The organism is Paenibacillus ehimensis NBRC 15659 (assembly GCF_004000785.1).
Taxonomy (GTDB): Bacteria; Bacillota; Bacilli; order Paenibacillales; family NBRC-103111; genus Paenibacillus_G; species Paenibacillus_G ehimensis.
Window position 1 is genome coordinate 41029 of record NZ_BILX01000029.1, and the last position, 12550, is coordinate 53578.

Annotated in this window: 10 protein-coding genes; 6 read left to right on the plus strand and 4 right to left on the minus strand. The window is 54.4% G+C overall.

Annotation, left to right across the window (positions count from 1 at the left end; genetic code table 11):
• The first annotated feature begins 30 nt into the window (after nt 1–30).
• The 4 genes from PEH01S_RS17680 (at nt 31) to PEH01S_RS17695 (ending at nt 5313) form a co-directional block, all read left to right on the plus strand.
• Nucleotides 31–1653: a peptide ABC transporter substrate-binding protein gene (locus PEH01S_RS17680; RefSeq protein WP_127487079.1), complete on the plus strand. Its 1623-nt coding sequence runs from the start codon at nt 31–33 to the stop codon at nt 1651–1653.
• A 693-nt stretch (nt 1654–2346) separates the two neighbouring features.
• Complete coding sequence (locus PEH01S_RS17685) at nt 2347–3279, plus strand: S66 peptidase family protein (protein WP_127487081.1); 933 nt, start codon at nt 2347–2349, stop codon at nt 3277–3279.
• Nucleotides 3280–3292: 13 nt separating this feature from the next.
• On the plus strand, nt 3293–4396 hold the full coding sequence (locus tag PEH01S_RS17690; RefSeq protein ID WP_127487084.1) for a mandelate racemase/muconate lactonizing enzyme family protein: 1104 nt from the start codon (nt 3293–3295) through the stop codon (nt 4394–4396).
• Nucleotides 4393–5313, plus strand: a complete 921-nt coding sequence (locus tag PEH01S_RS17695; RefSeq protein ID WP_127487086.1) for a C40 family peptidase — start codon at nt 4393–4395, stop codon at nt 5311–5313. The genes PEH01S_RS17690 and PEH01S_RS17695 overlap by 4 nt, the downstream gene beginning before the upstream one ends.
• A 101-nt stretch (nt 5314–5414) precedes the next feature.
• Here PEH01S_RS17695 and PEH01S_RS17700 read toward each other — a convergent pair whose 3' ends face one another.
• Both PEH01S_RS17700 and PEH01S_RS17705 read right to left on the minus strand, forming a co-directional pair.
• Entirely contained in the window at nt 5415–6353 is a 939-nt protein-coding gene (locus PEH01S_RS17700; protein ID WP_127487088.1) for a response regulator, read from the minus strand.
• A gap of 6 nt (nt 6354–6359) precedes the next feature.
• Nucleotides 6360–7652 (minus strand): ATP-binding protein, encoded by a 1293-nt coding sequence (locus tag PEH01S_RS17705; protein ID WP_246062972.1) that lies wholly within the window; start codon nt 7650–7652, stop codon nt 6360–6362.
• Nucleotides 7653–7786: 134 nt separating this feature from the next.
• On the opposite strand from PEH01S_RS17705, the gene PEH01S_RS17710 reads away from it, so the two are divergent.
• Nucleotides 7787–9073 carry a cation:dicarboxylate symporter family transporter gene (locus PEH01S_RS17710; RefSeq protein WP_025849202.1) on the plus strand — a complete coding sequence of 429 codons (1287 nt, stop codon included), beginning with the start codon at nt 7787–7789 and terminating at the stop codon, nt 9071–9073.
• A gap of 86 nt (nt 9074–9159) precedes the next feature.
• Here PEH01S_RS17710 and PEH01S_RS17715 read toward each other — a convergent pair whose 3' ends face one another.
• Nucleotides 9160–10221, minus strand: a complete 1062-nt coding sequence (locus PEH01S_RS17715) for a DUF6612 family protein (protein WP_127487092.1) — start codon at nt 10219–10221, stop codon at nt 9160–9162.
• A gap of 233 nt (nt 10222–10454) precedes the next feature.
• Nucleotides 10455–11096 (minus strand): GntR family transcriptional regulator, encoded by a 642-nt coding sequence (locus PEH01S_RS17720; protein ID WP_025849204.1) that lies wholly within the window; start codon nt 11094–11096, stop codon nt 10455–10457.
• Between the two features lie 281 nt (nt 11097–11377).
• Here PEH01S_RS17720 and PEH01S_RS17725 point away from each other — a divergent pair, with 281 nt between their 5' ends.
• Nucleotides 11378–12538: a mandelate racemase/muconate lactonizing enzyme family protein gene (locus tag PEH01S_RS17725; protein WP_127487094.1), complete on the plus strand. Its 1161-nt coding sequence runs from the start codon at nt 11378–11380 to the stop codon at nt 12536–12538.
• The last annotated feature ends 12 nt before the right edge of the window (nt 12539–12550 follow it).

Consider the following 12550-nt stretch of genomic DNA (forward strand, 5'->3'; position numbering starts at 1 on the left):
CTATCATACCATGTGAAGGAGAGACGGTGCATGAAGAAAAGAACGGCTTTACTCCTCGGCTGTATCCTGTTATCCGGCACGGCGCTGGCAGGCTGCAGCGGCAAAGAAGGGGCGGGCGCCGATCCGGCCCGTAACGAACAGCAGGTCAAAATCCTGTTGTACAACAATCTTAGGGAGCCTACGTCGTTGGACCCGCCGGTCGGCTTCGATCTGGTGTCCTACGACATCCTGAACAACGCTATGGAAGGCTTGACGCGTCTGGGCAAAACCCAATCCCCCGAGCCCGCGATGGCCAAGGAATGGAAGATTAGTCCCGACGGTAAGCAGTATACGTTTACGCTGCGGGACGGCATCAAGTGGTCCAACGGAGATCCGGTGAAGGCGTCCGATTTCGAATTCGCCTGGAAGCGGATGCTCGATCCGAAGAAGCCCACCCCGGCCGCGCCTCTGGCTTACGTCATCGAAGGAGCCGAAGCGTACAATTCGGATAAAGGCCCGGCAGAAGGCGTCAAAATCAAAGCGACGGACGACAAGACGCTGGAGGTCGTGTTGACCAAGCCGGCTCCGTGGCTGCTCGGGATGGTGTCCAATCCGGCGTTTTTCCCGGTCCATCAGGCAACCGTGGAGAAAAACGACAAATGGGCGAGCGAAGCCGCGACCATCGTAAGCAACGGGCCGTTCAAGATCACCGAATGGAAGCACGATTCCGAGCTGAAAATGGTCAAAAACGACCAGTACTGGGATGCGGCCAGCGTCAAGCTGGACGGCGTGACGTTTAAGATGGTCAACGACTCGAATACGGAATATCAGCTTTATCAGAGCGGGGGACTGCATATTGCCGGCGTCATTCCGGCCGATTTGAGCCAGAAGCTGTTCGCGGAAGGCAAGGTCAAGGTGGAAGATTCGGCCGGAACGTATTTTTACCGCTTCAACACCAAGATGCCGCCGTTCGACAACGTCCATATCCGCAAAGCGTTCCAGATGGCCGTAGACAGCCAGAAAATCGTCGACCTCGTGGTCAAACAGAAACAAAAGCCCGCGGACGGTTTCGTCTCGTATGGTCTCCAAGATCCGGCGGGGGACGACTTCCGCAAGGTTGGCGGAAAGCTGGTGAAGTTCGACGCGGCGGAAGCGAAAAAGCTGCTGGAGAAAGGAATGGCCGAGGCCGGCTACAAAACGCTCCCTCAGGTGACGCTGACCTACAATACGAACGACCTGCACCAGAAAATTGCCGAGGCGGCTCAAGCGATGTTCAAAGAAAACCTGGGCGTCGACGTGAAAATCGAGAGCAAGGAAGGCAAGGTGCTGACGGCCGAGCAGAAGAAGCTGCAGCTGCAATTTTCCCGTTCGTCATGGCTTCCGGATTTTGCCGACCCGATCAATTTCCTCGACATCTTCCAGACCGGCAATCCAAACAACCGGACCGGCTGGAGCAATGCGCAGTACGACAAGCTGATTCAAGACGCCTACAATGAGCCGGACAATGCCAAGCGGTTCAAATTATTGCACGAAGCGGAGAACATCTTGCTGGATGAAGCGCCGATCATGCCGCTGTACTTTTACAACTCCGCCTATATGCAAAGCGACAAGCTGGAAGGAGTCGTCCGGCACGCGTACGGTTACATCGACTTCAAATGGGCCGATTTGAAATAGAAGGCACCGGGTGGAGCCTATCCATGGGCAGGTGCTTGCAGGGCAAGTATTTAACGCGCCCCGCAGATTATGCCCTGTGGAGAATCCCCGTCGCTCGGAAGGAGTCGGCTGGCTGAGGGATCGCGGGGTTATCAGTGCAACGTTTCATAATTAAAGGAAAAATGGTGCGTTAAGGGGCGGGATTCCGCTTCTGGTGGAATATAGCGGAAGTCAGGTACCTTACTCGTGTCGAAAAATATGCACGACCCGCGAAAAGAGGGCATTAGCGAACATCAGTTCCTCTATTTTGCATAAGGGGCTGAAATCAAGCAGAATAACGCATCGCAGTTCCTCTATGCTGAATAGACTGGTACAGGAGTTGTGGCGGCAGTACCTGCAATGCTGAATAGACTGGTCGATCGGCCTGGCGGCAGTACTTGCAATGCTGAATGGACTGGTCGATCGGCCTGACGGCAGTACCTGCGATGCTGAATAGACTGGTCGATCGGCCTGGCGGCAGTACCTGCGATGCTGAATACACTGGCAAATCGGTCTGTGGCGACAGTACGACCAAATCGGCCTGGCGCAGAAGGAGCTGCGATGCCAAATAAGCCGCAAACACAATCTGCCGCACTTGGTTCCCGCCATACTTCGTAAGCGGCTTATCCGAGCTATCGTCGGTCCCGCTAACTTTGGGAAAGGGAGGAAGCTGCCATGCGCAAGCGCATCAAACCTCCGCGTCTCGCCGCGGGCGATACCGTAGGCATTACGGCCCCGGCCAGCTGGGGCGAGTGGAGCAGAATCGAGCGGGCGGCCGGTTATTTGACGCGGATGGGCCTGAATGTCCGCTTCGGAGGCACGCTGTCCGGCCAGTACGGTTATTTGGCGGGGACGGACGAGGAGCGGGCGGCGGAGCTGAACGCGATGTTCGCGGATCCGGACATTCGGGCCATCGTATGCGCGCGCGGCGGATATGGGTCGGGGAGAATAGCCGATAGGCTGGACTATGACCGCATCCGCGATAACCCGAAAATTTTCTGGGGCTACAGCGACATTACGTTTCTCCACACCGCCATCGGAAACCGGTCGGGTCTTGTCACGTTTCACGGTCCAATGCTGACCTGCCTTGCCGAGGAGCAAGTCCATCCGCTGACCTTGCAGGGCTTTGAGCAGCTGTTTCATCCGAAGCCGGTTGTCTATACGGAAACCATCTCGCCGCTCTGCGCGTTGGTGGAAGGGGAAGCATACGGACCGCTGGTTGGAGGCAATTTGACCCTGCTTGTCAGCACGCTCGGGACGCCGTATGAATTGGATACCCGCGGCCGTATTTTGTTTATAGAAGAGATTGACGAGGAGCCGTACCGCGTCGACCGGATGCTGAATCAACTCCGGCAGGCCGGGAAGCTGGCCGATGCGTCGGGAATTCTCGTCTGCGATTTTCACAACTGCGAGCCGAACAAGTACAACATTTCACTCACGTTGGAGCAGGTCATCCGGCATCATATCGTTCAGGCGGGGAGACCCGCGCTCGCAGGGTTTAGAATCGGTCATTGCTCGCCGAACATTGCCGTTCCTTTAGGCATAGAGGCGAGGATGAGTACCGCCCAAAAAAAGCTGGAGTTTATGGAGCCGGCTGTAGAAGCGTAAGGAGGCGCCTTAGATGCGTATTCAAAAAATAGACGTCATGCGCCAGTCCACCCCGCTTATCAAACCGTTCAAAACCGCGCTGCGGACCGTCTTTCAAGCGGAATCCGTACTGGTTCGGATGACGGCGGACGATGGCCGGGTCGGCTGGGGCGAAGCGCCGGCTACGATTGTGATTACGGGGGACAGCTTGGAAAGTATCGAATCCGCCATTGTCCATACGTTCACACCGCTGTTAATCGGCAAAAGTTTGTTGGCGTACGAGCAAATCATTCAATCCGTCCATCAGGCGATGGTCGGCTGCAGCAGCGGCAAAGCCGCGGTCGATATGGCGGTCTACGACCTGGTGGCGCAGGTGTGCGGGATGCCGCTGTACCAATTTCTCGGAGGCTATAAGGACCGGATCGAGACGGACTTTACCGTCAGCGTCAATTCGCCGAAAGAGATGGGCGAGGATGCCGTCCGCTATGTGGAAGCCGGGTTCAACGTGCTGAAGATCAAGGTAGGGAAGGACGAGATCGGCGAGGATATCGAGCGGATCAAAGAGATCCGCAGCCGCGTAGGCGACCGGGTCAAAATCAGGCTGGATGCGAACCAAGGCTGGCAGGTGAAGGATGCGGTCAAATCGATCCGGCGGATGGAAGACATGGGCCTTGATATCGAGCTTGTGGAGCAGCCGGTGAAGGCTGGAGATATTGAAGGCTTGAAGGCCGTAACGGATGCGGTCGAAACGCTGATTATGGCGGACGAGAGCGTGTTCTCCCCGGCTCAGGCGCTTGAAGTGCTGCAGCGGCGCGCGGCCGATTTGATCAATATCAAGCTGATGAAATCGGGCGGGATCTACAAGGCGCAAATCATCAACCAGATTGCGGAGGAATACGGTGTGGAATGCATGGTGGGCAGCATGATCGAATCCCGTCTTGCAGTAACGGCGGCGGCTCATTTTGCGGCGAGCAAGAAGAACATTACCCGCTTCGATTTCGATGCGCCGCTCATGATGCTCCATGATATTGTCGACGGCGGCGTCCGATACGAAGGGCGGGTCATGACGTTCCCGGAAGCTGCCGGACTTGGCATCCGGGACGTGCGCTGTCAGGACGGAATGGGGGCCGTCTCATGAGCGGGCCGAAGCGAGTGAGAGCGGCGGTGTCCGTCGCCACCGTGTGGACGTCTCCCGATTCGCCGCGTCCGTTGGACGAACCGGCGCTGCGGCACCCGGCGGCCATCACGGAATGGCTGGCGGCGATGACCGTAAAGGATAAGCTGGATTTGTTCGGCGGCAATCGCATTCAAACGCAGATGCTGTTCGGAACCGAGGCGATCGTTGCCGAAGAAAGCGGCGAGTGGGTCAAGGTGCTCATTCCCGAGCAAAGCACCCGGAAGGAGGGGGCAGGCTATCCCGGATGGGTGCCGAGGCGCCAGCTGGCGGAAGCAAGCGATGAAGCCGCCGCTGACCGATGGGCGGAGGTGGTTGCTCCCCGGGCGCTGCTGTCGCTCCGTTCACAGAATGCCGCCATCGAGCTGAGCTTCCTAACCCGGCTGCCCGTCATCGAAGAGACGAAGGACGGAGTCATGGTGGACACCCCGCACGGAGCGGGCTTCTTGCCGAAGGATCAGGTGCGGATCTCCGGCTGTCCCGCGTCCTCCGGCACGGAAGAAGAGCATGCAGGCCGGCGCTTAGTCCGGCAGGGAATGCGGTTTATCGGTCTGCCTTATCTCTGGGGAGGCATGTCCTCCTACGGCTACGATTGCTCCGGCTTTGCTTACAGCATGCATAAATCGCAAGGCATTCTCATTCCGCGGGACGCTTCCGATCAAGCCGTGCAAGGGCAGATGGTGGAGCGGGACCGTCTGGAGCCGGGGGATCTGCTCTTCTTCGCCTACGAAGGAGGCAAGGGGCGAGTGCACCATGTCGGCATCTATGCGGGGGACAACCGGATGCTTCATTCTCCCGATTCCGAAGGGTGCATCGAGCTTGTCGAGCTGAACGGCTACAAGCTGGCGAAGGAGCATTGCATTTCTAGAAGATATTGGTAAAATCGTCCGTCGCGCTTCGATCAAGAGCGGTACAGCCGATAAAAAGAGGCTCTTCCATAAGGTCCAAGTCAGACCTGGGGAAGAGCCTCCTTTTCTTCGATTCAATGCTCCCGCATGCGCTGCTTCGCCTCCAAATAGAGCACCTGAATGAATTTCTTGACGTTGATCCGTACCTGCGAAACAACTTCCCCGCTTTCGTCCTCCAGCTCCAGCATCCGCTTGCGAACCTCCGTAAAATCAAAAAACTTCGATGCGTAATTTTCGAACTTGATATTCGAATAATCCGTCAGTCCGAGCGAAGCCAAATGGCTCAACGCTTGATGAATCGTCCGGCGCACGCGCTGCTCGGCCGCTTTGATTTCTTTCTTGATCACCGCTTCGTCCGTTTTATCGCCCAGCTTGCGCACGGCCGCTGCGCGGAACAGCTCCCGCAGCTGGGGGAAATCGCGGTGGCCTGAAGCGGCATCGTCGTGCTCCGCCAAAATTTGCAGCATCGCCAGCAAATCTTTACACCCGATTTCTCCGGTAATGCCGAGCTCCGAGAATAAATAACGGCCCGCCGCGCTGATTCCCGCAGAATCGCGATCTCGCTCGCGCGGGGCTGCAGCCTTTCCTAAGCCGCCGTCGTCCAGTCCGAGCAGCGACTGGCGAATGTTCTGAATGGAACGGGCGAGCCGCATCCGCTCCTCGACCTTGCGGATCACCGACAGCACCTCCAGCCGGTTGATTGGCTTCGTTATGTAATATTCGACGCCCAAGGCGTATGCTTCGCCGATCATGTCTTTCGATTCGACCTGCGACAGCATGATGATTTTGCCCGGAAACGCCGGGGCGATCTCGCGCACCGTCTCAATGCCGTCCCGCTTCGGCATCAGCAGGTCGATGAGCCAAATATCCGTCCGCGTGACCGCCAGCAGTCCGGCATCCACATCCGCTCCGTCTGCGGCTTCGCCCGCGACCTCGCCGAGATCTTCGTCTTCGATCAGCTGCGCGAGCATGCGGCGCACCGCCGGGTCGTCATCGGTTATAAAAAATCGCACTCCTTTTCACCCGTCCTTATTCGTCGTTAAACTTGCTAACGGCAATTGTATGATAAATTCGGTTCCTTTTCCACCGATTCCTTCCTGAATCATTATCGTGCCGCCGAGCCGCTCCACCGTTTCCTGCACATAGGAGAGGCCGATGCCGGTCGACGGTACACCTGAGGCATCGTATTTGGTTGTATAGCCCGGATGAAAAACGATATCCCGCGAATGCTCCGGAATGCCCGGGCCGTCATCCCGGACCCGCAGCTCCGCCGTCCGCTCGTCCGGGCGGTCGATGACGACTTCGATATCCCCGTCCTTGGGAATCGCCTCTACGGCGTTCGAGACGAGATTGTTCAGCAGCGACAGCAGCGTATAGGCGTGATAAGGGGGATGCTCCCCTTTGATCTTTAACGAAATGCCGATCGATTTGCCGTGCAGGCGGGCGTATTTTTCATTCGAGCGGACGACCACGCCGCCGAGCTCGCCCGCCAAGCCGAAATCGGCCCGCCGCTCGCTCGTGATGAGCTGCGACAACCCGGCGTAGATGCGCTGATTGTCCTTTTTGATCTCGTGCACTTGTCCCGCGATGCCTAACGCTTGCCGGGCGAAGTCGGGCTCGGCGGCATTCTTCAGCCCCCGGTACAGCTCATAGGACGAGCGGGTAATCTGCTCAGCCTGCTGCAGCGTTTTTTGCAAATGGACCGATTCCTCGTACAGCGTCGAGATCAGCATCAGCCGATGCTCGTTCTCCAGCCGCTCCCGCTCCTGCAGCGCACGCACCTGCCTAAGCTGAATGATGTTGAAGATCGCCAGCACGAACGAGCTCCGGAATACGGCGATCACGGCAATTTGCTCCAGCTCGTGCAAAATAATCGTCCGGCCGGGAAGCGAATAGCGAAAAAACAGCTCCGCCACATTGGAGCCGATCTCCAGTCCCATGCCGATCAGACCGATCAGCAGCGGACTCTGGCGGTACTTGTTGACCTGTGCCGCGGCGAACAAAGCCCCATAGGAGAAATAAAAGAAGAAGGCGGGAACGTGCTGATAAAACGAAGCTTCAATCGCCGTCTCTCCGCCGAGCGCATCCAGACCGGTCCGAAAGGCCGGCACGGTGAGGCCGGTCACGAACCCCGCCGCCAGCGGCGTTAATCCGCGAAGCCACAGCAAACTGAAAAAAAGCACGGGAGGCCCCATGCCGACGCGGAACGAATCCGAGAACGGATAAAATTTCAGCTCGCCGGCCAGCGGTACGAGAATGGCGACAAGGGCAAGCGGGAGCAGGCGGTTTTTCCAAGAGACAGCCAGTTTCAAAATTCGCATCAACTCGCAATTGTAGGTTTTTGTAGTTTAGTGTAGACGGGCCGTATGATATTAGTCAAACCTATTATTTCACAGACGCTTTTAATTTGGAAGCGCTTTTAGTAACAAAAGAGGAGGAAGCAGACATGAAAAAATTCGGATTGGCCCTGCAAATCGTAATCGGTCTGATGCTCGGGGTTGCCGTCGGGGCCATCTTTTACGGGAATCCCGCTGTCGAAACGTACCTGAAGCCGATCGGGGATATCTTCATCCGCTTGATCAAAATGATCGTCGTTCCGATCGTGATCTCGTCGCTTATTGTCGGCATCGCCGGGGTAGGAGATATGAAGAAGCTGGGCAAGCTCGGCGGCAAGACGATTTTGTATTTTGAAATCGTTACCACAATTGCCATTATCGTCGGCCTGCTGTTTGCCAACATCTTCAAGCCGGGTGCCGGCATCGATATGTCGGGCCTTGCGAAAACCGATATCAAAACGTATGTTGATACGGCGGAAAAAGCAAGTCACAGCTTCGCCAGCACGTTCGTGAACATCGTGCCGAAGAACATTTTCGAAGCGTTCGTGAACGGCGATATGCTCGCCATCATTTTCTTCTCCGTTCTGTTCGGTCTCGGCATTGCGGCGGTCGGCGAACGCGGCAAGCCGGTGCTCAGTTTCTTCCATGGCGTCGCGGACGCGATGTTCTGGGTCACGAACCAAGTCATGAAGTTCGCACCGTTCGGGGTGTTCGCGTTGATCGGCGTCACGGTTGCCAAATTCGGCGTGAGCTCGCTTATTCCGCTCGGCAAGCTCGTCGTAGTCGTCTATGCCAGCATGCTGTTCTTTATTTTCGTTGTGCTCGGAGCTATTGCAAAAATATCCGGCACCAGTATTTGGACGATGATCAAGCTGCTTAAGGACGAAATCATTCTCGCTTACTCCACGGCCAGCTCCGAATCGGTTATGCCTAAAGTGATGGAGAAGATGGAAAAGTTCGGCTGTCCTAAAGCCATTACGTCGTTTGTCGTCCCGACCGGTTATTCGTTCAATCTTGACGGATCGACCTTGTATCAGGCGCTTGCGGCGCTGTTCATCGCGCAAATGTACGGCATCGAGATGCCGATCAGCACGCAGATTACGCTGATGCTTGTACTGATGGTCACGTCCAAAGGCATCGCCGGCGTGCCGGGCGTTTCGTTCGTCGTTCTGCTTGCGACGCTCGGCTCGGTCGGGATTCCGGTCGAGGGACTCGCTTTCATTGCCGGAATTGACCGCCTTCTCGATATGGCCCGCACGGTCGTCAACGTGCTTGGCAACTCTCTGGCAGCAGTGGTCATGTCCAAGTGGGAAGGCCAATACGACAAGCAAAAAGGACTCGCTTACGTCGCAACCGTCAAGGAAACGGCGAAGCAGGCGCTGAAGCCGACGGCTTAAGTCCGCTATTGCTAGATTTACCAGAAAGAGCCGATACTATGTATGAAAAAGCCGCGTCTCCGATTGGAGCGCGGCTTTGCTTTGAATTACATGCCGTTTGTTTTTTGCATCAGCTGTTCGAGGGTAATGACGTCTTTCGGAATGCCGATCTTGAACTCCGGCTTTTCGTTGATCTTGGTATATTCCGCTTTGATGTTGCCGCCGATTTGATACGGCTTGCCGTTGTCTTTGACCTCCAGGCCGATGTTTACATCGTGGTAAACCGGGAATCCTTTTTTGTTGACGGCTGTCGTGATTTGCAGGTCCTTGACTTTGACGTCTTCCTTCATTTTAGCGATATCCGATTTGAGCTTGTCTCCGGAATTGTCCGCCAACTCCTTCTTCGCTTGCTCCAGGTCCTCTTTCTTGATGTCAAACACGCTTGCGTATTTGTCGCTCATCATCAGATCGAGCACTTCCGGCAATACTTTCTCGGCCACGGTCGTGATAAACGGCTCCAGGTTTTCGTTCGTCACCGCGAATTTCACGATCTGGTTCGCTTCAACCGTTTCCGGCAGCTTGGCGTCTTTCTTGTCCACGGAGGAGAGGAACGTTTTCTCGTCCACGTGCTTGAAGAAGATTTTGCCGATTTCTTGGCCCAGCTCTTGCTGCTTCTTAATGGTAGCGGCGTCGAAATTCACTTTTTGGTCCGATTGCTTCGCGAGTTCCTTCGGATCAAGCTCCACAAATTTGCCTACCACGTCTTTCGGCAGCGGCAGCATCGGAATGTTCGGCACCTTCACCCAAATTTTTTGATCGGTCATCACGATCGGCAGGTTGATGTTCATCGCCATGTCGCCTTTGAGCTTGGCTTCGATGTTCATTTCCATCTGGAACGGTTCTTGCTGATAAGCGCCGGTTACGGCCACTTCCATGTTTTTGAGCATCTGCGCCCCTACGGCCAGCTGCGGATTTTCTTCCAAAGCGTCGGCAGGGAAGTCCATGTTCATCGCGAAGGTCATTTTGTAATCGGCCGATTTCATATCAGCAGACGTCTGGAACGCCTTCTCGAGCGTTTCCTTCGGTGCTGGCTTTGCTCCGCAGCCGGCGAGGACTGCCATCACAACCAGCAGCGCGCAAAGTGCAAGTGCAATTTTCTTCCTGTACATCTGAGTTGATCCCCTCTCCAAATCTGACTCTATTTTTGCAACATTGCCTATTCTATTACAAAAAAATAGATTTGAAAAGCAATGATTGGCAAATCATGTCGATTTTCATAGACTAATGGCACGAATATCCTACTTGAGAACTATATGGTTTGAAGGGGGCGGGGGCTATGTAATGAGGCGAAAGAAAAACAATCGCCCTCCATACCTTCTTGGCTTGGAGGACGATCGATATTCTAATAGATGTGTTTTTTCAATTCTTCCTCAACAACGGGCCATTCTTTTGTCTTCAGCGCGTTCAGCAGCGCTTGGTGCTCTTCGATGAGCTTCGTAAAATTATTTTCGCGGTGCATCTGCGAGTTGGACATAAAGTGAAAGACGATGCGTGAAGAGACGCCGGACCAGAGGGTCTGCAAATAGGGCTCATGGGTCAAAGAAATAAGATATTCGTGAAACTGCAAATCTTTTTTGACCACTTGCTCCAAATCGTTCTTTTCGCATGATTCTACGAGTCCGTTCAGGATGTCCGTCAGCTCGGCGAAATGGGCATCCGTCAGATGCGGCAATATTTTTTGGATGCAAAAAGATTCGAGCAGCACGCGAAGCGGATTTAACAAATCCAGCACTTCATCCTGATCCACGGTAGCTACGGTCGTTTCCCGATGGGGCTGGGTCACCAGAAGCCCTTCGCGTTCCAACAGTAGAATCGCCTCGCGGATCGGGCCGCGGCTGACGCCCATTTCTTCCGAAAGATCCGCCTCGCGCAATCGCTGCCCCGGCTTGAGCTTCCCTTGAATGATCGCATCCTTAATATCTTGATAAATTTGATTTCTTAGCGTATCTGTTTTTTTGACTGAGAACCGAAATTGATTCTTCACAAGGTTTCCTCCTATACTCCTATCGACCTAAGCTCCATAGCGTTGCTTCCTCAATTATACAATAAAAAAGCTTATTGTATAGAATTAAAATTAACTTATACGTTATTGTTGACAATGACAATGTATAAATATACTATGATTTTAAATGGAGAACAACAAAATGACGAAAAAAAATTTCAAAATAAAATTGTTAACAATATTGTTGACAATTAATTCTTCGGTAAAATATACTTACATCATCCTCAAATTGTTCTTACCACACGACAAAGGAGAGATATGGTATGTTCATTAAAGATGTAATAACAACGCCTGTACTGATTCCGTTCAAAAAACCGGCCAAGTGGTCGGGCGGTACCCGGAAGAATGCCCCGGCATTAATCGTTCAGCTGATCACGGATGAAGGCGTTATCGGATATGGCGAGTGTGTCGGACCTACGATCTCAACGATCCAGACGATTGTGGAAAAAGAATTTAAACCGTTTCTGATCGGCAAAGACCCGATGCAGACGGAGCTGATCCTGCATCAGCTGGAGGAATACATTCTAAACTGGTCGCAGATCGGATACTACGCGTTGGCCGGCATCGATATCGCCTTATTGGATTTGAAAGCGAAATTATTGAACACGCCGGTATACAATTTGCTTGGCGGGCTGTACCGGAAGGAGGTTTCCTTCTCCGGATATTTGTTCATCGATGATCCGTTGGTCAACGCCAAGGAAGCCGAGGAGATCGTCGCCCGAGGCTACGATGAAATTAAGATCAAGGTCGGCCGGGATATCGATCTGGATACGCGCAGAATTCAAGAAATTCGCCGGGCCGTAGGTCCGAAGGTCAAGCTGCGGATCGACGCCAACCAGATTTGGAGCGTAAGCAGCGCGATTAAAGCGATTAACCGAATGGCCGAATACGATCTGCAGCTGGTGGAGCAGCCGATTCCTTACTACGATATCGACGGATTGGCGACTGTAAGCCAATCGGTTCCTGTTCCTATTACGGCGGACGAGTCCTGCACTACGTTCGATACGGCCCTCCGATTGATCGAAAAGCGGGCGGTTGCCGCCTTTACGGTCTATCCTTCGGAAGCGGGCGGACTTCTGAAAGCCAAGCAAATCGTCGAGTTGGCCAACAGCTGCGGGATCTGGTGCGTGACCGGCTCGTGGGCGGAAACGGGGATTGCGACGCTGGCCAATGCCCATCTGATTGCGGCTTCAAGAAACTTCCCGTTCGCCAACGATACCCATTACGGATGGTATACGTCCGACGTATTGAAGAATCCGTTAAGCTTCCGCAACGGAAAGCTGGCATTAAGCGATTCCCCGGGACTCGGGGTAGAGCTGGCGCCTGATTTCAACGGGCTGGCCAAAGAAGAAATTCGCGAGATGGTGTTCTACGACGACGAAAGCGCGGAGAACTACCAGCCTCGAATCGGCATGCTACTTTAAGAACAGGAGGTT

Coding starts and splice junctions, on each gene's coding strand:
- PEH01S_RS17680 (WP_127487079.1), top strand. CDS start 31: ATGAAGAAAAGAACGGCTTTACTCCTCGGCTGTATCCTGTTATCCGGC.
- PEH01S_RS17685 (WP_127487081.1), top strand. CDS start 2,347: ATGCGCAAGCGCATCAAACCTCCGCGTCTCGCCGCGGGCGATACCGTA.
- PEH01S_RS17690 (WP_127487084.1), top strand. CDS start 3,293: ATGCGTATTCAAAAAATAGACGTCATGCGCCAGTCCACCCCGCTTATC.
- PEH01S_RS17695 (WP_127487086.1), top strand. CDS start 4,393: ATGAGCGGGCCGAAGCGAGTGAGAGCGGCGGTGTCCGTCGCCACCGTG.
- PEH01S_RS17710 (WP_025849202.1), top strand. CDS start 7,787: ATGAAAAAATTCGGATTGGCCCTGCAAATCGTAATCGGTCTGATGCTC.
- PEH01S_RS17715 (WP_127487092.1), bottom strand. CDS start 10,221: ATGTACAGGAAGAAAATTGCACTTGCACTTTGCGCGCTGCTGGTTGTG.
- PEH01S_RS17725 (WP_127487094.1), top strand. CDS start 11,378: ATGTTCATTAAAGATGTAATAACAACGCCTGTACTGATTCCGTTCAAA.